The organism is Streptomyces sp. NPDC018000, assembly GCF_044328025.1.
In the GTDB taxonomy this organism is placed as follows: Bacteria; Actinomycetota; Actinomycetes; order Streptomycetales; family Streptomycetaceae; genus Streptomyces.
In genome coordinates, this window is record NZ_JBIRGM010000038.1 from 1 (window position 1) to 25,557 (window position 25,557).

Consider the following 25,557-nt stretch of genomic DNA (forward strand, 5'->3'; position numbering starts at 1 on the left):
CCGCCGCCCTGTTCGTGGCCGCGAGCGAGCAGGGCATGGAACTGCTCGGTCCAGCCCCGCACGACAGTAGTCCCCAGTCCCGGCAGGACCAGGGTGTCTGTAAGCACTTCTTTGGGCCCCAGGGCACGCATGTGAAGTGGCTCCAGTGCGAGTAAGAAGTTGATTTGGCCCCACCTGCCTGCTGGGGGCGACGTGCCCACGTTGGAGTGAATGCTCTGGGCCGTCCGCCTCGCGACGACAGGGTGTGGTCCGTCGTTCACGGTCATGTCGGAGGCCGTGTCGTTCGGATGCACGGTCATGTCGGGAGGCCGGGGTGGGTTCGTCGCGGGTCGAACTGTTCGCAAATATCCGCAGGGACAGACGTCTTGATCCCTCGATGTCCCAGCGCGCGCTGGCTGAGAAGTACGGGACCCATCGGCGGACTGTGCGCCAGGCGCTTCAGTCGGCCGTACCTCCTCCGAGGAAGACCTCGAAGCGGCGGGTAACGGTGCTCGATCCGGCGAAGCGGTGGATCGACGCCATGCTCTGGGAGGACCAGACCGCTCCGCGGAAGCAGAAGCACACTGCTCGTCGTGTCCAGCAGCGGCTGGCGACCGAGTACGGATTCGACAGCGCGTCGTACTCGACGATCTGCGACTACCTCATCGTCCGCCGACCTCAGATCGAAGCCGAGGCCCGCCGCGGACGGCAGCACATGGAGGGCATGGTTCCTCAAGTCCATCTGCCCGGTGAAGAAGCCGAGGTCGACTTCGCCGAGGTCTGGGTGCGTGTGGCGGGAACGGCGGTGAAGTGCCACCTGTTCACGCTGCGGCTGTCGCACTCGGGCAAGGCCGTCCACCGCGTGTTCGCCTCTCAGGCCCAGGAAGCGTTCGTGGAAGGGAACGTCGAAGCGTTCAGAGTGCTCGGTGGAGTCCCGACCCGGCACATCCGATACGACAACCTCAAACCTGCGGTGAGGCAGGTCTGCACCGGCCGCAACCGCATCGAGTCCGACCGGTGGACTGCGTTCAGGTCGCACTACGGCTTCGAAGCCTTCTACTGCATCCCTGGTCAGGAAGGCGCCCACGAGAAGGGCGGGGTCGAGCAGGAAGGCGGCCGGTTCCGCCGAGCTCACCTGGTCCCGGTTCCCGACGTGGCCTCTCTGGAGGAGCTGAACACCACGCTCGCCAAGATCGACGAGGCCGAGGACGACCGGCTCCTACGGGGCAAGCTCACCTCGATCGGCTTCAACTTCCGCGTGGAAGTCGACGAGCTGGCGCCGCTGCCGGCGGAGGACTTCGAGTGCGGGGTCACCCTGACGCCGAAGGTCGACCGGTCCAGCAGGATCACGGTCCGCCAGTGTCACTACTCGGTTCCCGCCCGGTTTATCGGCCAGCAGGTCCGTGTCCTGCTGCGGGGCAACGAGCTGCTGGTCTTCGAGCGCCGCAAAGTGGTCGCCCGGCATCCGAGGCTGACCAAGCGCTACGACTACCGCGACGACCTCGACCACTACCTGGAGATCCTGCTGGCCAAGCCCGGGGCTCTGGCCGGTTCGACCGCACTGGCTGCCGTGCCAGGGCAGAGGGCACCTTCACGCCCGTTCATGAGGCGTTCTGGGCTGCGGCCAGGGCCGCCCACGGGGACGCCGCGGGAACACGGGCTCTGATCGAGGTCCTGCTGCTGCACCGCCGGCTGCCCACGGAGGCCATGCAGATCGGGATCGCCGCGGCGGTGAAAGCGGGCTCTGCGAGTCCGGACGTCGTAGCCATCGAGGCCCGCAAGGCGGAGGCGGCAGCCCGTGATCCGGAACCGCTCCTGGAGGACGAGGACGAACTGCCGCCCTGGGCGGGACCGGGCGCCCAGGTGCTGTCCCTGGCCGATCGCAGACCCCAACTGCCCGATGACAAACGTCCACCGCCCTCGGTGGACGTCTATGACCAGCTGCTGTCCGGCCGAACGAAAGGCACCTCCGCATGAGCACGACCACCGTCACGGGATCCACTGTCCCTTCACCCCGCCAGGACTCCGACGCCCAGGGAGCCGTCGAGACCGTTATCGACGAAGCTTGTCGGACTCTGCATCTGCCCACGATCCGTGCTCGGTTCGAGGACATGGCCTCCAACGCGATGCGGGAACGGGCCAGCTACAAGGACTTCCTCGCCGACCTCCTGGAGGCCGAATGCGCCCACCGGGAAGAGCGCAAGAAGCTCCGGCTGGTGAGGGAGGCCAACTTTCCCCGGCCCAAGCGGCTGGAGGACTTCGACTTCGACGCGAACCCGAACATCACCCCGGAACAGGTCAGTGCCCTCGGGGACCCGTCATGGGTCACCTCCGGCCAGCCGCTCTGCCTCATCGGTGATTCCGGGACCGGGAAGTCGCACCTGCTGATCGGCCTGGGAACCGCGATCGCCGAGGCCGGTCTGAAGGTCCGCTACACAACCACGGCGAACCTGGTCAACGAGCTCGCCGAAGCTGCGGACGAAAAGAAGCTCGGCCGGACTCTGGCCCGCTACAGCCGCTTCGACCTGCTCTGTCTGGACGAGTTCGGCTATCTCGACCTCGACAAGACCGGCGCCAAGCTCCTCTTCCAGGTCTTCACCGAACGCGAGGAAAGGCGGGCTATCGCCATCGCTTCCAATGCCCCGTTCTCGGAGTGGAAGCAGACCTTTACCGACCCGCGTCTCTGCGCGGCGATCGTGGACCGCGTGACGTTCAACGCGCACATCATCGAGACCGGCACTGACTCGTTCCGGTTCGCTCAGACCCAGGAGAAGCGCCGTCGAGCCTGAGTACCTGTTCCTGAACCTGATGCAGGTCCCCCATCGGGGCGTGACTTTTCGCAGGCCCTGAGGCAAGAGGGGAGACATTGGCTGGTACGCCACTGCTGTACCCCGTGTTCCACATCTACGGTCTGGTGTCTCAAGGCCGCCCGGCTGATGGGCGTTTGTGCCGTGCAGCGAAAAGGAGACTGTTCATGCGATTAAGAACCATTGCGAGTGTGTTCACCGCCGGCGTGGCGTTGGTCGCGGCTGGCGCTCAGCCAGCACTGGCGGACCCGCCACCGAATCCGGAACCGTCTGTCATCACGGTGACCACGCAGGGCGCGTCCCCCGCGGCAACGACGAGCTGCGACTACAACGCATTGAAGCCCAACCACAGCGGCTCCCGGATGACGGGTACCGGGGGCATCAAGACGTGCTCAGGCGGCCCCGTGGCCTGTACCAGCGAAGTAGACCTCGAGCTCTACAACGACTTCTCGAACATGTGGATGACGATAGGGACCGCGCGTCAGTCCTTGTGCGCGCCACCGCTGCGGTCGTCGACCGCAGCGGCAACCTGCGTGAACCACCCAGGTGACCCGACCCATGCCTTCCGTACCAGTACGCTCGGGACCCTCGTGAGCTCGGACGGCGCCGCGGGTAGCGGCACGGCGAACAGCCCCGTTCTGTACGTGCCCTGCGTGTAGTGGGGCATTGGAGGGCCTGTGACGGTCGGGGCGGTTCTCGGCCGCAGGCCTTCCACTCTCCGTAGAGAGGATCGATTATGACCTCGGACCACGACGTGGTGTGGAGTCGGTGCGCGCACCTGGGCCGTGTCCTGTTGCCATTGGTGGATCAGGAGCCATGGCGGCAGGCTCGTCGCCACGACAACCTACAGGCCTGGGGCATCGACACGGTGGCAGGCGAGCGGCTGATCAAGATCTTCGCGGCCCTGGCCGCCCATGCCGTCGCGGCCGACGCTTCCGTGTCCGCCGCAGAATTCGACGCTCTTCCCCTCGGTGCCGTGGCCGACGCGGCGACCGGCAAGCCCGACTTCGAACTGCTTGCCGGGCTCCCGGACACCTTCGCCGACGACCGTGACGGACAGGCCGTCAATCTCTTCCGCCTGTACGCCTACAAGGGCGATCAGTCCAGCCTCCAGCTCATCCGACTGGGCACGGAACTGCGCCATGCGCTGGTCGTCCTCGCCGAGCGCTCGCTGATTCCGTCCCCCACGTGCGGGGATGTCTTCCGCCGGGCGGCCGAGGCCGGCCTGCCGCACTGAGTGCCTGCTCTCGAAGTTCCGGGTGGGCTTCCGGCCTCAGCTGTTCACCGCATCCCCCGCACACTCGCTCTCCAGCTTGCCCGGTGCCCTCGGACACCCAGCCAGCCTAGGGCCCAAAGCTACTCAAAACCTGGGGTCGGAAACAGGCACTGACGGTTCAGGCATACCGAGGCCGGCGCCCCGTTCGGGGCGCCGGCCTCAGCCATGCTGGGCCCGCCCGTTCTCCGACCGGCCGAGCCAATGCCCGCCCTCGTCGTCCACCGCGGTTCGGGGAAACCATCGGTCCCGGATCGAATACGGGTCGAGATCCGCGGAGCCGACGCACCTGTCGGGGGCACACCGTCCAGCTGGACCTGAGCCCCCACGCTATCGCCCTGACACCCACCCAAGGCCAGCACAACCACCCGATCGTGGTGGAGCCAAAAGAACTCGGTACTGGGGGCGCGAACCTCTCTTCGCACGCCCCCGACTTGCCGGAACTGGGGCCAAAAGAACTCGGAACTCTGGTCCCAAAACAAGTGCTTACAAACACCAGGGTTTCTCCCGCTCCGACTTCACCATCGACTGGGAGGCCGAGAGTGCCGTCTGCCCGGGCGGGCATCGCAGTTTCGAGTGGTGGGAGCAGAAGCACCACCGCAACGGCACTCCGGTGCTCAAGGTGTTCTTCTCCGCCGATCACTGCCGGCCCTGCCCGGAACAAGCCCAGTGCACCAAGCCTCCGTCCGGGCGCCGCGGCAGAGGCATCACCTTCCTGCCGCGCGAGCGCCACGAGGCCCTCGAAGCCGCACGCCAGGCCCAGGAGACCGACGAGTGGAAGGACCGCTACGCGATCCGGGCCGGCGTCGAAGGCACGATCTCCCAGGCCGTACGTGTCACCGGACTTCGCCGCACCCGCTACCGCGACCTGCCCATAACCCGCCTGGGCCATGTCTTCGCCGCCACCGCACTCAACATCATCCGCATCGACCGATGGCTGACCGGCACCCCACTCGGCGGAACCCGCACCTCCCGCCTCGAAGCCCTCATGCTCGCGGCCTGACAGCCCGGCTTACGCCTTTCTCAGCAGAGTCGAACAGGGCGGTGGTGGTGACGTCGATGCCCGCGTACACGAACGTCGCTTTGATGCGTTCGGTGAGGTCTTTCAGCAGGTCGGCGGTTTCCGCGCCGGTGGTGGTGCGGGGGTTGAGCCGGTGGATCTCGTCGATGAGTACCAGGCGCACGCCCGCACGGTTGTAGGTGTGGCAGACGGCGTCGGTGATCTGGGCCTGGGTCATCCGGGCGGTGACGGGGATGCCGAGGTAGCGGGCGAACTCGGCCGCGAGGGCTTTCGCGGTCGCCCCGGGCGGGACCAGTACATAGGCGACCGGCACCGGTGCATGCGTGGTGGTGGCCGGCGAGTGCTGCTGGGTATGGGCGAGGTGGCAGGCACGCCCGACGTGGAGCAGCGCGGTGGTCTTCCCGGCTGCTGCCGGCCCGGTGACGATCAGCGAGGGCCGGGCGGTGGTCTGCTGGTGCCGTCCCAGGACCATCAGGGTCCGCACGTTCGTGGTGAGGGTGTCGATGGCCGGGGTGCGGACGGTGACGAACGCGGAGTGATAGGCGAGGCGTTCCTCCACGCCGCGCGCCGGTTCCCCGGGTACGGGCGGCCGCGGGGGAGGGGTGGTCGCGAAACGCTGCCAGCCCTGCCAGGTGGTCACCGGCCACGCTGCGCCGCCCGGCTCGTCGACGTCTGGTGCGCCCGTACCGCGTTCTGACTGCCCGCCCGTTTCTTCCTCCACCACGGGGCCGCCTGCTCCCGGACGGTCACCATTTGAGGGCCTCCTCCTGGGCGTCGTAGAGCCCGTACGCGGCCACGGGCACCGCTGGACCGTCCAGGGCTTCGTTCTCGTCCTCGGCGGTGCCCTGTGCGTCCTGGTCTTGATCGAGGTCGTCGAGGCTGTCCTCTCCCGCACCCGTGGCTGCCGAGTCCAGTTCCTGCGCCTGAACCCCGGCCCCGGAGTGAAGTGGTGGGGGAGTGCGGATAGTGGTGGTGCGGACGAGGAGGTGCTGCTCCTGGGCGGTGGCCTGCCCGGCACCGGCACGGCGCATCAGCTGATCGAGGGCGTCGGCGAGGTCGGCTTCGGCCCGCCCGGCGTCCGCGCCTGCACGGTGGGCGGTGGTGGTGCGCAGGTATTGCCAGGTGCGGCCGTCCCCGCGCAGGGACGGCCGCTGGGAAGCCGCCGGCTATGCCCTCGCCGCTGACGGCACCCGCAAACGCGTCCGGGTCTACGGCACCACCCGCAATAACGCGGCCGACAAACTCGCCGAGAAGATCGCCGACAGCAACCGCGGTCTCCCGTCGCCACCTCCGACAGCACTGTGGGCGACTACCTCACGTACTGGCTGAACGGCGTCGCCGTCCACCAGCTCCGCGAGAACACCCACACCCGCTACGCCGCCTGCGTCCGCCTCCACCTCATCCCCGGCCTCGGCACCAAGAAGGTCGCGAGGCTGACCGCCAAGGACGTCCGCACCTTCCTCGACCGGCTCCGCACCACCTGCCAGTGCTGCACCCAGGGACTCGACACCGAACGGAAGGCGTGCTGCGCCATCGGCGAGTGCTGCCAGAAGCAGCTGTCCCCCTCGACCGCGACCTACGTGCACTCGGTCCTCAAGTCGGCACTGGAACATGCCGTCCGGGAGGATGAGCTGCCCCGGAACGTCGCCCGGAACGTCAAGACCACTGCGCACCGGCCCAGGCGCTTCCATTCCCTCTCTGCGACAGAGGCCCGCCAGTTCCTCGACGCAGCCCGCGCCGACCGGCTCCACGCGCTGTACGAACTCGCGCTGCGCACCGGCCTCCGAAAGGGCGAACTCCTCGGCCTCCACTGGGAAGACCTCGACCTCACCACCGGAACGGCCAGCATCCGGCGCTCGCTCCAGCGCACCCGAAGCGGCGGCCTCACACACCTGCCCACCAAGACCCGCGCGTCCGAAGGAGCGAGAGACAGCAGGATCGGCCTGGACAGACAGCGGCCTCGTCTTCACCACGCCGACCGGACGGCCTCTCGACCCGGCCAACCTCACACGCCGCTTCCGCAGCTTCCTCAATCGGGCCGGACTCCGCCGCATCCGCTTCCACGACCTCCGCCACTCAACGGCAACCTTGCTCCTGGAACAGGGCGTCGAACTCGTCGTCATCAAGGAACTCCTCGGCCACGCCCACATCGGCGTCACCGCCACCGTCTATGCCCACGTCAGGCTCCGACTCCAGCGCGATGCAATCGACACCCTCAGCACCGCCCTCGGCAACCCGGAGAGACCGAGACGGCAAACGGCGACGGTGACGAACCGCTGCCCTGCGCCGTCTCCGTCCGCTGACGTTGCCGTCAACTACTGCCGTCACGACGCGCAGAAGCCCCGCCAGGACATGCCTGACGGGGCTTCAATTTAGCGCTTGCGTGCCCTCGCAAGCCCCAAGTGGACTCACGGAACTACATAAAGGCACAGCCCCCGGTTAAGTACTCCCGAAGGGCCTCCGGTTCAGTCAGGCGTTTCCCCGACAGCACTCACCAACCCGCCAGCCAATGCAAGTGCCTGCTCTCGAAAGAAGCCGATCCTTTCATAGAACACCTCCTCAGAGGGCATCATGGCTGGAGCAGAAACCAATGCCGCAAACAGCACGTGAATCTCATTCAGCTGGAACTCTGCATTCGGCCCGGCAGCCTTCTTCATTACCTGTGCAGCGCTTGCGCGATCGACACCGAGGCGCACAATCGAAGGACGATCCCCATCGGGGCGATCCGCGTGGAACATGAGCGTCTCGCAGATCAACTGCTTCTGCACTTCCGTCAACCGCAAGAGGACTCCATTGCGAGTCGCCGTGGCTGCAACTTTCACCCTCATGGCGTCACATACCTCCCGCTTTCAAAGGCACCCTGACTGTACCTAAACCCGTGGATGTTACGGCCGGTCGTCACAATTAGCACACCTCGACTGGAGTCGTATGCCACACGCGATCCAGTCCTAGTATCCGTATGCGTCATCTTGCCTCGCCACGACGCAAAGTAGGAACCCAAGGCATCAGGGTCATGCCCGACACCAGGAAGATCGTGATCCGCGGCAGTGGAGGAGCCGTCATGCATCCTCTGCACCTGGTAGTCGACTCCGTCGGCTACATCCGGGCCGTGCGCACCGTCTATTCGGTCATAGGTGTCGTCATCGAGCCCGCCATTGACAGGATCTCTTCCGTTGCAGTTGTGAACGAGTACCGGAGTCTCGCCCGCCAGCACATAGTACGTATGCAGGTCATCGACCGTGAGGTTGTGGACCCGCTTGTGCTGGGTCCACGCGCGCACGGCGCTCACCTGGGTGTAGGAGCCGTTGCCGGTCTGCAGCAGCATTCCGGGGACGATTTCCTTGGCGTAGACCCACTTGCCGAGTTCGGGCGCCCAGAACGGGTGATTGTCCGTCGCGACGACCTTGCCCGGATGTCCGCCAGGGTTGGTGACGGTGATCTCTGCCAGGTTCTTCTCGCCCTCACCGGTGATGAGCGCTGTGACCGTGCGCGCGCCGGTTTCTCCGGTCACCGGGTCGGTGGCGGTGACCTTGTCGCCGACGCGGACCTGTTCGATGGCCTTGTTGTTGCCGTCGGCCATTACGACCCCGGTGTCCGGGGTGAAGCTGTTGCCGGTGCCGCAGCTCCCTGCCCCGTTGTCGGCGGCCTTGGGGGCGGATCCGCTATCGGCCGGTTTTGGTGCGGGAGGGCTGTCTGCCGCCTTCGGTACAGGTGCGGTGTCGGCCGCTCTGGCCGCCGTGGCCGCATCGGCGGTGTTGTTGGCGGTCCTGGCGGCCTGCGCGGCGTCGAGCGCCATGTTGCCGTACTTGGCCGCGTTCGCCCCGTAGCCCAAGCCCGGGATGGCCGAGGCGGCGGAGAGGCCGGCGAGGGCGTAGTCGCCCTCCAAGGCGTACCAGCCCGCGTTGGTCAGGTCGGCGGCCTCACCGACGACGGGGACCACGCCGACGACGTCGAGGGTGGTGTGGCCGATCGTCTTCCAGGACGGCATCTTCGGCCACTTGCCGGTCGGGTCGGTGAGCTTGACCGGGTTGTTGTGGGTGTAGGTGTAGGCGGCGAGGTTGCGCGGCTCGGCGATGCCGCCCGCCATGTCCCCGTCGAGGTAGTCGGGCAGCGCCGGGTCGATGCTCGCCCAGAGCTGGGTCCGTGGGTTGTAGTAGCGGGCTCCGTAGTAGTAGAGCCCGGTCTCCGCGTCGAGTTCCTTGCCGGTGAACTGGTAGGGCGTGTCCGCCTGCCCGGTCCGTTCCTCCACCCACGTTTCCCCGTACGGGAAGTACTCCAGGTGCTCGGTGACCTTGCCCTGCTTGCCGGTGACGTAGCCGGAGGAGCCGATGTGGTCGGCGTGGAAGAACTGTTGAGCGTCCTCGGGACCGGTGGTCTCGACGGTTTTGGTCGTCACGCGGCTGTCGCCGACGAAGACGTGCTTGTAGCCGATGGTGTCGCGTTCGCTGTAGTAGCGGTTCGGGTACAGCGAGAGCCCGTCCTCGCTCCGCTTGACGAGGCGGTCGCCCTTGTCGTCGTAGACGTAGGAGACGGTGGCGCCGGCGCAGCCGCTCGGGTCCTGGGTGAGGGTGCCGGTCGCGGTGTCCTGGTTGCAGACGAGGCGGTTCTCCTCGTCCCACACGTACTGCCGGCGCTTGTCGGTGACGGCTGTATTGACCGTGCCTGTCAGGTTGCCGTTGGCGTCGTAGGCATGGCTGATCGGACCGACCTTGTTCGGGGCATGCGGTTTGGCGCCGTCGTAGGCGTACGTGTAGTCGTAGGTGGTCCGGTCCTGGACGTCGCCCGGGTTGGACGGGTCCTCGACCGGTTCGATCGGCCCGGCTCCGCCGCCTCCGACCGGGAAGGCCGGGGTGCCGCCGGTGACCTCGTGGGTCTGCGACTTGCTCGTGGTGTTGTGGACCGAGTCGTAGCCCAGGCTCAGTGTGTACTTGTTGACCGCGTTGTTCTTGTCCGTGTACTGGCCGGACGCGGAGGTGAGCCGGTACTGGTCGTCGTATCCGTAGGTCTGGCTGCTCGGACCGCCGATGTCCCCGCCCTGCGGCACGTTGTTCGCCAGCGAGGTGATGTTGCCGATCTTGTCGTACGTGTAGCCCAGGTTCTGGAACGCGGTTCCGCCCGGCGCCACGGACTTCAGTGCTCCGAGTCGGCGGTCCTCGGTGTCGTAGGTGTAGGTGGTGCGCACCCCGTTGCCGGTCTGCTGGAGGATCTTCTGCCCGAATTTGTCGTAGTCGAGCCGGTCCAGGTACGTGTAGCTGGTGCCGTTCTTGGATCCGGTGGCCCGGCTGACCTGGCCGCCCGAGTCGTAGTCGTAGGTCAGGACCTCGCCGTCGGGGTAGGTCATCTGCAGCACACGGTTGAAGGCGTCGTAGCGCCAGGCGGTGGTGTAGGTGCGCGGGGCGTCGCGGACCGCGGTGATCGTGCGGGTCTCCTTGATCACCTCGCCCAGCGCCCCGTAGGTGCGCTTCACCGTTCCTGCTGCGTCGTGGACCTCGGTGACGCGCGAGGCTGCGTTGTCCGGTGCGCCGGGGGCTCCGTACTCGTAGGAGACGTTGTTTTCCGGGAACGTCGGGTAGCGGATGGCCTTCAGCCGCGAGTATTCGTAGTCGTACTCGACGGCCTTGTCCGTTGCCCGCAAGTTCGCGGTGATCTTCGATGTGACGTTTCCGGCGAGGTCGTAGCGGGTCTCGGAGCGCCCGGCGTCCGGGCTGTCGAACGAAGTGCGGCGTCCCAGTGCGTCGTAGCCGGCGCGCGTGATGTTGTTCTTGTCGTCGGTGATCGTTGTGACCTGACCTGTGGGGTCGTACGCGTAGCTGGTCCAGATCTCCGAGGAGCCGTTGAACTCCTTCACCGAGGTGGTGGCGCCCCGGACGTCGGTGTAGGTGCGGCGCTCCTTGCCGTTGCCGTCGGTTGCCGTCCGCTCGAAGCGGGTCGTGCCTGCCCGGTCCTCGCCGAAGCCGTATTCGGTGCTGGTGGTGACGCCGTCCGGTTGCACGGTCCTGACCGACCGGTCCAGGACGTCGAAGGTTTCCTTCGTGGGTGCCACGGAGTCGAAGGAGGTGTTGAACGTGGTGTTCGCGGCTCCCTTGTCCTCGGTCACCGGGTAGTACCTCTCCACGGCGCGGCCGAGGTGGTCGAACTTCAGCCGGCCGGAGACCGTCATCACCTGGGTGGGCGTGGCCCCCGGCGAGACGGACACCGAGGCGTCCTTCTTGGTCTGCAGGACACGCCCCAGGCCGTCGCTGAAGGTGACGGTGTCGATGGTGTCGTCGCGTGCGCCTGAGGCGGCACGGTCGAGGTGCTTGGTCGTGGCGTACGGGACGGCCGCCTCGGGGTGGTAGCCGAAGGTGATCGTGGCCCGGTCGCTGTCCTTCTCGTAGGGCCCGGTCACCTTGTCGAGTCGGCCGACGCTGTCGTAGGACATCCGGAGCGGCTGGCCGTTGTGGTCGGTGTTCCGCTCGGGCTGGCCGTATTTGAGGTTGTACGCCGTGGACGAGCGGTAGCCGAAGCTGTCCTCGATGGACTCGACGTGCACGCCGACGGTGGTGTCGTAGCCGTACTCCAGCTTGTAGCGCTGCCCTTGTGCGTTGGCCGGACCGGTCACCGATTTCAGGTTCCCGTCCGGGTGGTACGTCAGGTCGGAGACGGCCGGGGTGTCGTCGTCGAGGTACTCGCGTGTCTGGCGCACGGCGCCGGTCGCGCAGTCGACGGTGGATTCGCGATGGCGCAGGAGTGCGCCGGTGGCTGCGGCCTTCTGCCGTATCGCGTTCGCGATGCCGACGAGGTGCTGGTTGCGGCACTGTGTGTCGGAGCCGCTGTACGCGTAGACGGTCTCCAGGTCGTCCGCGGTGCCCTCGTCACCCGCGTCGAAGGTGCGGATGACGTTGCCGTACTCGTCGTAGGAAAGGTCGGTGAATGTGGACTTTTCCGCGGCAGCCGCGCCTTCGTAGTGCTTTTCCTCGACGCGGGTGAGCTGCGGGAAGACGGTGGCGGTCCGGCTCTTCGGGTCGGCTTCCTTGTCCGTGGAGGTGTCGAGCAGCCGGTAGGTGTTGAGTGTCTCGCGGTACGGGTGGCCGGCGCCGTCCTCGGTCAGCGTGCGGGTGAGCAGGCCGCGGCTCACGTATCCGTCGGTGCGGTACTCGTCGGTCACCGTGCGGCGAACGGCGTCGTCCGTACCGGTGTCGCGGTCCTCGGTCACCACGCGGCCGAAGCCGAGGAACTCGCGCTCCGGCCGGTCGTAGCGGCCCTGCTCGTAGCGGAAGGTGGTCAGACGCGTGTCGGCACCATCACCCGCGAGCCCGTCGAACACCGAGGTGCGGGACAGCACCCAGCGGCTCTCCTGCATGTCAGCGGTGTTGCCCGATCGGGTGTAGTCCAGGTCGATACGGGCGCCCATCGGCCGGCTGACCGAGCGCAGCAGGTTGGTGCGACCGGTCTTGTTGACCGCGACTTGGAGTTCGTTGTCCCGGGTGGACTTGACGTGGTCGGCGAGGCCGTCGCCGTTGACGTCGCGCAGGCTGGTTTCGGCCCTGCTGATGCCGGTGGACGTGTTGGCGCCGGGGTTGAAGACGAAGATGCCGACGGGAGTGGGCAGGCCGACGGTGAAGTAGACGCCCGCGCCGAGGCTGGCGTTCTTGTCGACGGCGATGTCGGGGAAGCTTCCGCGGAAGGGGGTGGGCGCGGTGAAGCCGGTGCCGGTGTTGACCGCGACCTTGATCGGGTTGGCCCCGTCTTTGAACACCCGGTCGGTGAGGCCGTCGCCGTTGACGTCCGTCATGCTCGCGTTGGTGAACGAGGTTCCCAGCTCGGCGGACACACCGCCCGCGAAGCCGTAGCGGTCGACGTTGAACCCGAGGTTGACGCCGACGTTGCGGGTGGACGCGTCGTTGATCGGTCCGGCCGACCAGGGTTCGCGGGCGGCGAAGGAGTAGCCGAGGTTCAGCTGGACGTCGCCGTTGCCGAACACCTTGTCCGGCAGCCCGTCCCCGTTGATGTCGATCAGGTCGACGCGGGCGTCGGACTCGCCGCCGCCGAGGCTGCCGCCGATGCCGAGCGACGGTTGGACCGCGCCGGTGGTGGCGGTGTTGGCGCTGGTGCCCGCGTCGGGCGCGGCCATGCCCAGTGCGCTGGCGATGGTGGCGGTCTCGCTGCCCGCGGAGAGCGACACGTTGCCGGAGACGTTGTCCGCCTCGCGGACGTTGCCGCCGAGGGTGCCACGTGTGGCGCCGAGGGCGCCGGTCATGTCGGAGAACTGGATCTCCTTGGCGCCCACGACATCGGGGTAGCCGTCGCCGTTGAGGTCGAGGTAGTCGACCGAACCCGCGGTGATCCCGCCGACCACGGTGCCGCCGAACGGGCCGGCCGCGAGGGTGGCCGACACCTGGCCGGTGACACCGCGGCGCATCACCGCCCGGTCGCCCGCCACGTCGGCGTCGGTGACGATGTCGATGGTGTCCGCGCCGAGGCGGGAACTCGTCGCCATCGCGGCGGTGACCCAGGAGGACTCGTCCTGAGCGGCCCAGCCGCCCTTGGCGGGAACGGGGGCGAACACCGCCAGCCGCGGCATGGTGAGCCGGGGATTTGCGGCGAACACCGGGACGTCCGCTTCCTTGGGCTCCTTGGGAAGTGCGTCCTTGAAGCTCTGGTCCAGCGTGAGTTCGGCCTGCTTGATCGGTTGGGTGGCGCGGTCGCGGTTGGCCTGGTAGCCGATCACACCCCAGCCGCGGTAGGGCTGGGCGAAGGCGCCCTGCCCGATGGAACCGTGCATGGCGCTGGGCGCCGGGGTGAAGGTCGGCCAGCTGGAGGTCACGTCATAGGTGACCGACGCGGACTGCTCGACGAGCAGGCCGAGCAGTCGGGTCTCCGTCGTGGAGTAGTCGATGTAGAGCTCATCGCCGGCGGTGACCGGCACGGTCAGGTCCAGGTTCGGGCCACCGAAAGAGGTGTCCTTGACTTGGAAGATCCGTTTGCCGAGCAGCTGCCCGCCGCGCTTCTTCACGGTGAACGCGATTTTGGCGTCACCGAGGAGCCCGAAGTTGAGGGACACCTTCGGCCGCACCTTCAACTGGCCGGTTTTGGTCGCCTTGTAGGACTGCTGCGGCGCGGTGAGGGTGTTCGCCGGGTACATGGTCAGGTCGTACGGCGGGGTGATCACCATCGTGGGATCGCCCTTGGCGTCGACGACCGACTCGACCCCCTGCGCGGCCGTGTAGTGCGCCTTCGGCGCCCAGCTCACCGCCGAGGCGTCGATCGGGGAGTCGGTCCTCAGCTTCCACGACATCTTCTCGAACGTTCTGACCGGGATGCTCACATCGATCGCGGAGGTGCCGGTCGACGCGGCGGGCAGGACCTTGCGGAACACCTCCGTGCCGGGGTGGACTCCGTTGCCCTTCTCGATCACGACGGTCACGTCGTCCGAGGTCGCCTTGTTCTTGACCACGTCACCGGTCAGCCGCAACGTGCCGTTCACCGGCACGGTCACCAAGGACGGCCTGCCACCGAAGGTGAAGTCGGCCGACGCGCGGAACACGGTGTCCGCCAGACCGTTCGCGTCCGTGCCGGCCGGCAGGTTGGTGTAGGTGATCTCCGGGTCCCACGCCACGGTGTCGTACTTGCCGTCCAGAATGGACTGTGTGCGGAAGTAGAGCGCGTCTCCCTTCTTCACCGGAATCGACGCCACATTGCCCGGGGTGAACTCGGTGTGGTCATCGGGGCCGATCCGCTGCGCCCAGAGTTCGGCGTCCTTGTGCTGGATGGTGACCCGCACGCCGTCGGCCTTGGTGTAGGCCGCCCGCGCCGGGGAGGGGTCCTGGGTCAGCTGCACGGAGCCGTCCACGCGGACGTTGCCGTCGAACGGCGCGACCCAGCGGCGCACCGAGTCCAGCAGCGGCGAGTTGTCCACCTGCTGGTTGAACTGCGCGGTCTGATCGCCGATGATCTCGCCGGTCACCGCGCCGCCCCCGATCGGCACCGGGGTGCGGCTGGAGTCCGCGCTGTAGGCGGGTTGCCCATGGGCGTCCAGGTAGCCGAACAGCACGCCGCCGTTGTTCACCAGGTCGGCTATGCCGTCGCCGTTGACGTCGCTGAAGAACCGGTCCGAGGTGGTCGTGGTGCCCACGAAGTCCAGCTGGGCCGAGGTGGTGAGGACGTACGACTCGACGCCGATGGTGCCGGACAGCGTGCGCTCGGTCGAGATCCCCGGAAGGCCGGTGAGCTTGACCGGCGTGTCGCCGAACTTCGGCTCACCACCTGGTCTGGCCAGATTGGGCCGGTAGAACACATCCTTGTTCTTGCGGAACACCTTGTCCGGCAGGTTGTCGCCGTTCACATCGACCAGCGTCGACAGGCCATCGGACTGGCCCGCGCTGAACCCAACCTTCAACCCGACGGAACCCTCCTTGGACGGCAGCCCCTGCACGTTGTAGCCCGCGAACAGGTGCGCGCCGAAGCCGGCCGACGTGTTCGCCGAGATCGCGCTGGCCTCGCCTTCGCGGATGTTCACCCCGAGGTCGTCATCCGGCACCGACCAACCCGCCGCCTCGGTGAAGGCGTTGTAGTTTCCCGACTGGTCGCGCACGTCGTCGAAGTAGTCGAACGTGTGGGTGTTGAACAGCTGATTGCTCTCGCTGAACTGCGACACCGAGGCGAGCAGCGTCTTGGCGAACGCGCCGGTCCGATAGTTCAGCTCGTAGGCGCGGATCAGCTGGTCGTCCAGCTTGACCTCGACCCGGCGCAGCAGGTCCGCAGTCACCTTCTTGAACCCGAACCGGGCGTCGATCTGCACGTCGCCGCGCCGCGGCTCGTCGCGCTCCCGGTCCCGAACGAAGGTCACCGAGTAACGGCCCTCGTCGTCCCCGCGACCGGTGTAGGTGATCCGTCGCGGGTACAGGTTGGTCCCCGACACCCTCGAGTTCGCGGTCCCGCCATCGTTCACCCGGGCGTAGCGGTAGCGCATCACGTTGTCGTGGGGGTCGCGGACCTCCCGCAGGGCCCACGCGGCCGTGTTCCCCTCAGCGTCGGCCAGCGTCGTGTCCGTGGCCCCGCCGTAGACGGTGCGGATGCCCTGCTTGTCGGTGACCTCCCACCAGTAATTGTTCGGCTTGTCCCCGTGCCGCACGATCCGGTCGAAGCGGCCCTCGACACGGCTGTGAAAGACCTTCTCCGCCGTCCGCTCCCGCAACTTCCCCCGGTGCGCCACCGGCGTCAGCTGCTCCCCGTTCAGCAGGTAGGTCTCGGTCTCCAAGCCCGCGTCATACCGCGGCACGCCCCACCGGGTATCCACCGTGATCGACGGGGTGCTGACGTCCCACCCGACGCCCAGCCAGCCGTTCGCGCCCGAGGAGCTGTAGGCCACCGACAGCTTCGGCTCCAGACCCTCCCGCCCCTTCGGCACTTCCAGCGGGTACGACAGCCGCGCGTCACCGCTGCTCATCGCAGCCGGAGCCCCGATCAGGTTCACCCCGGCCCCCGGATCAGCGGCCTTGATGTCTTTGATCTCGTTCGGGTTGAACGACGTGCCCTCGGGATGCTCAGGAGTGGCCACCGCCGGATCAGCCCCGGACACGGACCCCGCCGCGAGCCCTCGCCCCGGCGGGGCGATCCCCGGCGCCAGCAACGCCACGGCCAGGATCACGACCAAGCTACTGTGACGGACACGACGAATCGACGCGAGGACAGACATGCCCCCGACCCCCCTTATGCGAAACGCGAAACGCTTCCGGTCAGGACCCCGACAGCACACGTGGTTCGAAGCACATGCGCCCTTAGACCGTGTCCTATGTGGTGAGGCGGAATGGCAGTCATGCCCCCGCCCCCTGGAGCCGGGCGACATCCCTACCGAGCCGCCACCACCTACCGCGACCGTAACCACGGCCGATGAAATCCAAATGAAATAACGGTGATCTCCACCGCGTTGCGTCAAACACCTTGATAGTGGAGGTGTCGGATGGGAAGGCCGGTTGGTTGGATCACGACTTTGACGGGGCGTCCGGCGATGCGTTCGCCGGGGCGTCCGCCGGTCCGTCGTGACGTGGAGCGGGAGTTCTGGGTGGAGATCGCCGAGGGGCTGTCCGGTGAGGAAGCGGCGATCGCATGTGGCGTTTCGGGGCCGGTGGGATCGCGGTGGTTCCGTGCGGGTGGAGGCATGCCCCCGCTGCGGCTGGAACCCTCCTCGGGCAGGTACCTGTCCTTCGCGGAACAAGCGGGAAACCACACCAAGCTGACCAGGCAAAACGCTTCTGACCAGCAAAAATACAGCGGGTGCCATTAGACGCAGAAACTATTTGCGACAAGCTCGCCTGTTCTCAACGAAGTTGACACACCCCAAGGTCAGCCAGCCCGTCATTGGACCAACAGACACCACGACCCGTTCCCACCCGATCTGTAACACCCCAGCTCACACCACACCCCACACCTCAACTCACACCCCCACCAGCAACACCCGGATGCACCATGTCCCTGGGGAACGAGGAAGCCTGGGCCTATACTCCCCTGCGTGTCATCGAGGGGAGAGTTATCAACGGGCGGCAGCCGGCTCCGGTTCGCTGTGCTCGGTCCGCTCCAGGCATGGCGCGGCGACGTACCGCTGGAGCTCGGTCCGGTTCGCTGGCAGGCTGTGCTGGCGGCGCTGCTGCTGCGGCCGGGCACGACCGTCAGCCGGCAGCAGCTGCTCGACGGGGTATGGGGCTTTGAGCCGCCGGGCACGGGTGCCAAGGTGATCCCGGTCTATGTACACCAGATACGCAGACGTCTGGGCGCTGGGGGAGAGAGCCCGTCCGACTCCGTGATCGTCACCGACCGCGGTGGCTACCGCTTCGACCCGCGGAACGTCTGGATGGACGTGGCGCGCCTGAAGGAGATGGTCGCCGAGGCGCACGCCGCGCGGGACTCCGGTGACCTGGACGCCGCGGTGGGCGTGTGGTCCACCGCCCTGGAGCTGTTCCGGGGCGATCCCCTGGCCGGGATTCCCGGGCCGTTCGCCCAGGGAGAGCGCTTACGACTGACGGAGCACAGGCTGACGTTGGCGCGGGACAAGGCGGAGTGCCAGCTGCGATTGGGCCGCCATGCCGACGTCGTGGGCGAGCTGTTCGCTCTGACCGAGACACATCAGGACAACGAATCGCTGGCCGCCTTGTTGATGCGTGCCCTCTATGCCGGTAACCGGCAGGCCGATGCGCTGGCTGTCTTCGCCAAGGTGCGCCGCCGTCTGGTGAGGGACCAGGGGGCGGAGCCGGGCGGTGAACTGCGGCGGGTGCACGAGGCGGTGCTGCGCGCTGATGAAGCCTTCCTTCTCGGCGCGTCGCCACGACCGCGCCAATCTGCGGACCGACGGCCCGGGTCTGCTCGCTCGCTCCGACGCGTGCGTATTGAACTACCGGTCGACGTCGGCGGCTTCACCGGACGGGACCGCGAGCTCGAAATGCTCCTCGCACCGCCAGACGAGCAGGGGGTGATGGTCCGCGCGGTGGACGGCATGGCCGGGGTCGGCAAGACCGCGTTGGTGGTGCGCGCCGCGCGTGCGATGCGGGAGCGCTATCCGGACGGCTGCCTGTTCGTGGACCTTCACGGTCACCGCGAGGGGCGGGAGGCAGTGGTCCCGCACCGTGTGCTGCGCCGGTTGCTGCGGGCAGTCGGCGACGCCGGCGAAGGCGACGACGAGTCCTCAGAGGACCTCGACGGGCTGGCCGCGTCATGGCGGGCCGCGACCGCCGCCCTCCGGCTGATCCTGGTGGTCGATGGCGCGTCCGCTGCCGAGCAGGTGCGCCCGCTGCTGCCCGCCGGTCCCGGCAGCCTCGTGCTGGTGACCAGCCGTCAGCGGCTGACCGGGCTGGACGCCGACCGCAGGATCTCGCTGGTGCCGCTGGACACCGACGAGGCGGTGGCCCTGCTGACCCGTATCGTCGGCGATCCGGGCTCCGATCCCGAGCGCGCGGCGGTGCGCGAGCTGGCCCGCCTCTGCGACCGGCTGCCGCTGGCCCTGCGTGTCGTCGGGGCGCGGGTACAGAGCCGCCCGTCATGGGCGCTGGAGCGCATGGCGGCCCGGCTGGCTGACGATGAGCACCGGCTCGGCGAGCTCGCCGTGGAGGACCGCAGCGTGGAGGCGGCGTTCCGGGTCTCCTACGACCAGCTTCCGGACGCCGAACGGCGCGCGTTCCGCGCGTTGGGCCTGTCGCCGACCGTGGAGCTCGACCGGCTGACGCTGGCCGCCATGCTCGACCTCACGCCACCCGACGCAGAGCGCGCCCTGGAGAGCCTGGTCGAGGCAAGTCTCGTCCAGCAGGTGGCCGCGGGCCGCTACCGTCTGCATGACCTGGTCGCGGTCTATGCCCGGCGCGTCGCCGCCGCGTACCCCGCGGAAGTCGCGGCGGCCCGGGCCGGGGTGTTCCGGCTCTACGTGGTCGCCGCCCGCCGCGCGAGCGACTGGGGCCCCTCTGCCTTCCCGACCGGCCCGCGGCCGGACACCGCGCCCTTCGCGGACTGGGAGGAAGCGTCGGCCTGGCTGGACGCGGTGGGCGGCGAGCTGGTCGACGTTGTCGGCCATGCGGCGGCCGTGGGGCATGTGGACGACGTCTGCTGGCTCGCCGAGGGGCTGTGCGACTACCTCACCCGACAGGGCCGGTACCACGAGTGCCGGGCCGCCGTCGAGATCGCGCTGCCGCTGACGGAGCAGGCCACCGACCAGCGGATGGTCTCCGAACTGCGCACCTGTATGGGCATAGCGTACGGCCTGCAGGGCCACTACGAGCAGGCGCGCCGCTGGCTGAGGGATGCCCTGGAGATCAGCCGCCGTGCCGGAGACACGATCGAGCAGGCACGGGCCCTTGGTTCCCTCGGGATCTTCGCCAACGCGGCCGGTGAACCGGCCGAGGCCGCCGCGCTCCTGACCGAATCCGCAGACCTTGCCCAAGCGGCGGACGACGACTGGCTCACCGTCATGTACCTGGCCAACATCGGCGCCATCCACCACCAGGTGGGACAGCACGAATCGGCGCACGACTGCTACGCGGCATCAGTCATCCTCGCCGAGAAGATCGGCAGCCCCAGGATCCTCAGCAAGACGCTGTTCCGCATGGGGACGCTCCAGCTCGACCGCGGGCGGCACGCGGAGGCCGCCGACGTGCTCCGCAGGGCCGCCGGACTCGCCGAACGCGTCGGCGACATCCCGCTGTACGCCGCGGTCCTCGGCAGACTGGCCACCGCCGAGGAGGGCCTGGGCAACCCGGATGGGGCGAAAGAACTCCACCGTCAGGCACTCGCGGCGGTCGGCGAACGGCCCGGCACCAGGCTGGAGGCCGAGATCCGCAACCGGCTGGGCTGGCGCCACGCCGCGACGGAAGACCTCACCCAGGCACGCGACCGCTACGAGCGGGCCACCGCCCGCTCCCGCACCGACGCCGACCCCGGGGAACTCGCCCGCACCATCGACGGACTGCGCCACCGCGGACAACCAGGCCCCGGCGGCTCCAGCCTCCCGAGGACGCCGGCATGACACCGCCGCGGTGGCGCCCCGGCTCGGCGCACGTGTTCCAGGGCCACCCACTATCGTCGGCTCCGTCCCCCGCCACCACCAAGGCCCCGCTCACCGCAGGCCCAGCCCTCGGCCCTGACGGCCGAGGAGCGGGCTGCGGTACTGGAACTGATGAACAGCGTCGAATACGCCGAGCTGCCGCTCGCGCAGATCTGGGCCGCGAGCTGGATGCCGGGCGCTGTCACTGCTCCGTCTCCACGATGTACCGGATCCTGCGCGAAAAAGGGCAGTCCGGCGAACGCCGCCGCCAGGCACAGCCACTGACCAGCACGTAGATGATCGCCGCGAACAGCGTCTCATCAGGCGTGTCCTGCGTCCCGCCGCCCTGCGGCCGCACCTTCGACGGCGGGATCAACGGCTTGGCGGTCTCCCACAACCCGTCCGGAACAATCCAGCACCGCCCAGCCGCGGGCGCGGCGCAGGGTCGCGGCGTCCGCAGCCGGTCGTCGCCTGTACGCCTGCCCACACCCCGATGACAGGGTGCAGAGGACACCGCAAGAAATACGACAGAAGATGTCGAGTTTTGTGGAGACAGTGGGGGCGCCGGTCGGTGTCGTGGTGGCACGGGCCGGGACGACGGACAGACAAGGACCCTCATGCGCGAAACACCCGACGATCTCCACCGGCTCCAAGCCCTCCTCGACGCCTCGCTCTCCCGCTCCACGGCGCACCTGCGGTCGATCATCAGCAGCGAGCGCACGCTCACCGCCGAGCAGCTCACTCGCGTGCTCACCGGCATGTGCACGCTTGCGTTGTCCACCGTGACGGCGAAGGGTGAGCCGCGGATCAGCGGCGTGGACGGGCACTTCCTGCACGGAAAGTGGCACTTCGGCACCGCGCGCGGCGCTGCCAAAGCCCGGCACCTCGCCGCCCGTCCCGCCGTCAGCGCCGCGCACATGCGCGGGGAGGACCTGGGCGTGTTCACACACGGCACCGCGGAGGTCCTCAACCCCCACCGCGGCGAGCCGGCCGCCGACTGGCCGGACCTGCTCGCGTACTTCCGGGACTTCTACGGCGACGATGCCTTCGACTGGGATAACGACGTGGTCTTCTACCGGCTGCACCCGCAGTGGATGGTCGTGTTCGCCCCCGACCTCGCCAAGCTCGGCGGGAAGGCGGACGAGGCGTGACCCCGCCCGTACCGGACACGCGCATGCCGGCCCCACACGCTGCCGGGGCCGGCAAGACGCCCGACACCATCGACGTCGTGGGCGCCCGCACCAACAACCTGCGCGACGTGTCCGTCAGCATCCCCAAAGGCCGGCTCGTCGCCTTTACCGGCGTCAGCGGCAGCGGCAAAACCTCACTCGCCATCGACACCCTGCACAGCGAGGCCCAACTGCGTTACCTGGAGGGCCTTTCGCCGTTCGTACGCCAGTACATCACCCAGCGCAACCGCCCCAAGGTCGACCGCATCCTCGGCCTCGGCGCCACGCTCGCGGTCGACCAGCGCCGCCTGAACCGCAACCCCCGCTCCACGATCGCCACCATCACCGGGATCGACGGGCACCTCGGCCTGCTCTACTCGCGCCTCCCGCGGATCGGCCCGGACACGGACACGGACACGGGCCCGGCCGCGGACGCCGGCGCCGGGCCCCTGACCACCGCGCACTTCGACCGCCACACCCCCGAAGGCAGCTGCCCGGACTGCCACGGCGCCGGCGGACGCTGGCAGGCCCAGGAAGACCTCGTCATCACCCGCCCGGACCTCCCCCTCTTCGAAGGCGCCTCCCCCTGGTACGCCAAATGGCGGTCCGGAGAGCACATGTTCGTCCCCGCACTCGCCGCCAAACGCGGCGTGGACCTCGGCCGCCCCTGGCAGTCGCTGCCCGCGGCGTTCCGGCACGACGTCCTGTACGGCACCGGCGACGAGGCGGTCGAGGCCACCGTCGATATCCCGAACAAGAACGAGACGGCCCGCATGACCTACACCTCCAGCCAACCGCTGCGCGGCGCGCTCGCCGAGGTGGAACGGGTGTTCGTCAACGCCCAGACGGCCGACGCCAAGCAGCGCTACCTGCCGTACATGCGCAAGCAGCCCTGCGACACCTGCCACGGCAGCGGATTCGATCGGGTCGCCCGGTCCGTACGTCTCGGCGGCCTGACCTACCCCGATCTGCTGGACGTGGATGTACGCGAGGTCCGCCGCTGGGCCGGGCACGTTGTCGACTCCCTCGACACCCGGCAGCGCACCGTCGGCGAGCCCCTGCTGCAAGACCTCGGACGCCGGCTCCGCCTCCTGGACCGGCTCGGCCTGGCCCACCTTCAGCTGTCCCGCAGCGCCGCCACACTGTCCGGCGGCGAGTTGCAGCGCACCCGGCTCGTCGCTCAGCTCGGCACCGAGCTGAGCGACGTCATCTTCGTCCTGGACGAACCCGGCGCCGGGCTGCACCCGGCGGACAAGAAACACCTCCTCGACATCGCCCTGGAGTTGCGCGAAGCCGGCAACACCGTCCTCCTCGTCGAACACGACCCCGAACTGATCGCCCGCGCCGACTGGATCGTCGATATGGGACCCGGCGCGGGCCGCCTCGGCGGCGAGGTCCTGGTCTCTGGCTCACCTGCCCTGGCCGCCGCCAACCCCGCCTCGGCCACTGGCCGCTACCTGGCCGGCAACGGGCCGCGACTGCGCCGTACCCCCCGCCCGGTCCGCGATGACGCCGACTGGGTGGAACTGCACGGCCTGCGCGCCCACAACACGGCCGCGGAGCTGCTGCGCCTCCCTGCCGGGCGACTCACCTGCCTGACCGGGGTCAGCGGCAGCGGCAAGAGCAGCGTCCTGGGCGCACTCGCCGCGGGCGCGGCGGCCGCCCTCAAAGGCACGGCCGCCTACACCGTGCGCGAGGTGACCGGACTCGACGGATTCGGCTGGGTCGCCGTGGTCGACCAGGAACCCCTCGGGCGCACGCCGCGGTCCAACCCGGCCACGTACAGCAAGGCGTTCGACATCGTCCGCAAACTGTTCGCCGCCACCGACACGGCACGCGCGCGCGGCGTCGACGCCTCCTGGTTCAGCTTCAACACCACCGGCGGCCGCTGCGAGACCTGCACCGGCTACGGCCGCAGGCTCGTCGACATGCACTTCCTCCCCGACATGTGGGTGGTGTGCGACACGTGCGACGGCCGGCGCTACGGGCCCGAGGCCCTGGAGGTCACCTACCGGGGGCTGTCCATCGACCAGGTGCTGGACCTGACCGTCGCCGAGGCCGGGGAGGTCTTCACCGAACCCCGGCAGCTCGCGGAGACCCTCGCTGCGCTCGACCGGGTCGGGCTCGGCTACCTCCGACTCGGCCAGAGCGCCACCGAGCTATCCGGCGGCGAGGCCCAGCGCCTCAAACTCGCGTCCGCGATCCAGCGCGGCGCGGCGAGCCGCAAGGCCGGCCTCGTCGTCCTCGACGAACCCGTCTCGGGCCTGCACCCGTCCGACATCCAGCGGGTCGTCGAGGCGCTCGACATGCTGCTCGACTCCGGCAACACCGTTGTCGTGGCCGAACACGACATCCCCGTCGCCGCGTCCGCGGACTGGGTGATCGACCTCGGACCGGGAGCCGGCCCCAACGGAGGCACAGTGGTCGCGCAGGGCACCCCCGACACCGTCGCAGGCGCGGACACTCCCACCGCCGGATACTTCCGTCGGTACGCGGCCGGCCTGCCGCTCCTGGACGCCTCGGAGGACACACGACGCTGACGTACGGCGAGCCTCGCGCGACCGGCAGGGTCGCATGCGTGGTCCGCGGCGGCTGACCGTTCGCCACGGGCCACGCATGGCTTGCCCCGGTCCCGGGGCAAGCCCGCCGCCTTCGCGACTGCATCTGCCCAGAGCTCTGCAGCTGTGCCTCGATCCCGAGGAGCTCTACCCCGCCGACGCCCCAGCCCCCAACTGGCTGGAGCAGCTGCGCGCCGGCCTGGCCCTCGACGAGGTAGCCGCGGAGCACCCTGATCAGGACGACACGAGCAGCCTCGACACCCTGGCCGACCTGTGTAGGTCCAAGGACCTCCTGCTTCAGGATCTTGCACGCGGCGAGGAGATCATCGGGAAGGTCCTACTGGCTACCTACCACGCGGCCAAGGGCCGCGAGTTCGACACCGTGATTCTCCCGGGCCTCCTCAAGGGCATCATCCCGCGGGACATCCCCGACCGAGGGAAGTGGCGCAAACCCACGGGGACGGAGCTCGCGGAACAGAGACGCACTTTCTACATCGCCCTCACCCGTGCCGAGTCGACGGTGACCATGATTATCGGCCCCGGGTACCGGACTAACAGCGGGTACTGGATTTCCCGTGGGCCCTCAGACTTTGTGATCGAGATGGTGCGGCGACTCTCTCCGAAGGAACAAGCCTGACTAGAGTCAGCATCCGCTGCACTCTTCGGCTGCCTGCTGATCCGACCTCTTTGCGCAAGGCGCCGTGCCCAGACCGGCCACGAGCCCCCGCGACGCACGTACATGTCGATTCCCTGATATGTGCGATAAGCGGGCAGTTGACGCGGTACGTTGGCAAGCAGTCCTCCCGGACGTCGCGTCCCCCCGTGTGCGGCGTCCGGGGGCATACCCGCCGGATCCGGCGTGACCATCGGCCACCTCCGGTCTGGTCACGGCAACCCCACGCGTTCAACGCCATCTGGGCGTAGCGCGCTACTCGCTCTTCGGCAGCAGGGCGCGCAGTCGTGGGTAGCGGGCAAGCAGCCGAGCCAGGTGGGTGCTGAGGCGGCCCGGCTTGAGGGCGGCAGTGATGTGGGCAAACCAGAACTCCTCCACGGTGCGCCTGGCGTGCGTCAGGGCGTCCTGGGACGGCGTGGTCTCGTCGTGGTCGGGAAGGTGCCGACCATAGACGGGAATCACCTCGACGCCAGCGGCACGCAGCGCGCACAGGCGGTGCTGGCCATTGGTCAGATTCTGGTGTCCGGTGTCCCACCAGATGTGGCCCCCTCCGATGAGGGAGCGAAACCAGGCGC

Annotated in this window: 12 protein-coding genes and 4 pseudogenes; 10 read left to right on the forward strand and 6 right to left on the reverse strand. The window is 68.4% G+C overall.

The window, feature by feature from the left end:
* The first annotated feature begins 376 nt into the window (after positions 1 to 376).
* The 4 genes and pseudogenes from istA (at position 377) to ACH4EW_RS31470 (ending at position 5,062) form a co-directional block, all read left to right on the forward strand.
* Positions 377 to 1,956, forward strand: a pseudogene (gene istA / locus ACH4EW_RS31455) (IS21 family transposase).
* Positions 1,953 to 2,768, forward strand: a complete 816-nt coding sequence (istB, locus tag ACH4EW_RS31460) for an IS21-like element helper ATPase IstB (RefSeq protein ID WP_398262815.1) — start codon at positions 1,953 to 1,955, stop codon at positions 2,766 to 2,768. The pseudogene istA and the gene istB overlap by 4 nt, the downstream one beginning before the upstream one ends.
* A 754-nt stretch (positions 2,769 to 3,522) precedes the next feature.
* A complete protein-coding gene (locus ACH4EW_RS31465; RefSeq protein WP_398262817.1) occupies positions 3,523 to 4,023 on the forward strand; it encodes a hypothetical protein in 501 nt (166 codons plus the stop codon).
* Positions 3,983 to 5,062, forward strand: coding sequence for a transposase (locus tag ACH4EW_RS31470; RefSeq protein ID WP_398262819.1), 1,080 nt, complete (start codon positions 3,983 to 3,985; stop codon positions 5,060 to 5,062). Before ACH4EW_RS31465 ends, ACH4EW_RS31470 begins: the two co-directional genes overlap by 41 nt.
* Here ACH4EW_RS31470 and ACH4EW_RS31475 read toward each other — a convergent pair.
* Both ACH4EW_RS31475 and ACH4EW_RS31480 read right to left on the reverse strand, forming a co-directional pair.
* Positions 5,046 to 5,804, reverse strand: a complete 759-nt coding sequence (locus ACH4EW_RS31475; RefSeq protein ID WP_398262821.1) for a TniB family NTP-binding protein — start codon at positions 5,802 to 5,804, stop codon at positions 5,046 to 5,048. The genes ACH4EW_RS31470 and ACH4EW_RS31475 overlap by 17 nt on opposite strands.
* A gap of 22 nt (positions 5,805 to 5,826) precedes the next feature.
* Positions 5,827 to 6,111, reverse strand: a complete 285-nt coding sequence (locus ACH4EW_RS31480) for a hypothetical protein (RefSeq protein WP_398262823.1) — start codon at positions 6,109 to 6,111, stop codon at positions 5,827 to 5,829.
* Between the two features lie 67 nt (positions 6,112 to 6,178).
* Here ACH4EW_RS31480 and ACH4EW_RS31485 point away from each other — a divergent pair.
* Positions 6,179 to 7,383, forward strand: a pseudogene (locus ACH4EW_RS31485) (tyrosine-type recombinase/integrase).
* A gap of 162 nt (positions 7,384 to 7,545) precedes the next feature.
* Here ACH4EW_RS31485 and ACH4EW_RS31490 read toward each other — a convergent pair.
* The gene (locus ACH4EW_RS31490) at positions 7,546 to 7,857 is read right to left on the reverse strand and encodes a hypothetical protein (RefSeq protein WP_398262825.1); all 312 of its coding nucleotides are present in this window, start codon (positions 7,855 to 7,857) and stop codon (positions 7,546 to 7,548) included.
* 47 nt (positions 7,858 to 7,904) lie between these two features.
* Positions 7,905 to 16,709, reverse strand: a complete 8,805-nt coding sequence (locus ACH4EW_RS31495) for a SpvB/TcaC N-terminal domain-containing protein (RefSeq protein WP_398262827.1) — start codon at positions 16,707 to 16,709, stop codon at positions 7,905 to 7,907.
* Positions 16,710 to 17,021: 312 nt separating this feature from the next.
* Here ACH4EW_RS31495 and ACH4EW_RS31500 point away from each other — a divergent pair.
* A pseudogene (locus tag ACH4EW_RS31500) lies at positions 17,022 to 17,276 on the forward strand (IS30 family transposase); the annotation flags it as partial.
* 294 nt (positions 17,277 to 17,570) lie between these two features.
* Positions 17,571 to 20,564, forward strand: coding sequence for an AfsR/SARP family transcriptional regulator (locus ACH4EW_RS31505; RefSeq protein WP_398262829.1), 2,994 nt, complete (start codon positions 17,571 to 17,573; stop codon positions 20,562 to 20,564).
* Between the two features lie 271 nt (positions 20,565 to 20,835).
* Here the strand turns inward: ACH4EW_RS31505 and ACH4EW_RS31510 are convergent.
* Positions 20,836 to 21,042 (reverse strand): annotated as a pseudogene (locus ACH4EW_RS31510) (transposase); the annotation flags it as partial.
* Positions 21,043 to 21,199: 157 nt separating this feature from the next.
* Here ACH4EW_RS31510 and ACH4EW_RS31515 point away from each other — a divergent pair.
* The 3 genes from ACH4EW_RS31515 (at position 21,200) to ACH4EW_RS31525 (ending at position 24,946) form a co-directional block, all read left to right on the forward strand.
* Positions 21,200 to 21,733, forward strand: a complete 534-nt coding sequence (locus ACH4EW_RS31515) for a pyridoxamine 5'-phosphate oxidase family protein (protein WP_398262831.1) — start codon at positions 21,200 to 21,202, stop codon at positions 21,731 to 21,733.
* Between the two features lie 23 nt (positions 21,734 to 21,756).
* A complete protein-coding gene (locus tag ACH4EW_RS31520; protein ID WP_398262833.1) occupies positions 21,757 to 24,291 on the forward strand; it encodes an excinuclease ABC subunit UvrA in 2,535 nt (844 codons plus the stop codon).
* Positions 24,292 to 24,367: 76 nt separating this feature from the next.
* Complete coding sequence (locus ACH4EW_RS31525; protein ID WP_398262835.1) at positions 24,368 to 24,946, forward strand: 3'-5' exonuclease; 579 nt, start codon at positions 24,368 to 24,370, stop codon at positions 24,944 to 24,946.
* A gap of 291 nt (positions 24,947 to 25,237) precedes the next feature.
* Here ACH4EW_RS31525 and ACH4EW_RS31530 read toward each other — a convergent pair.
* Positions 25,238 to 25,557, reverse strand: a 320-nt coding sequence (locus tag ACH4EW_RS31530; protein ID WP_398262837.1) for a hypothetical protein, incomplete at its 5' end; no start/stop codon positions are given.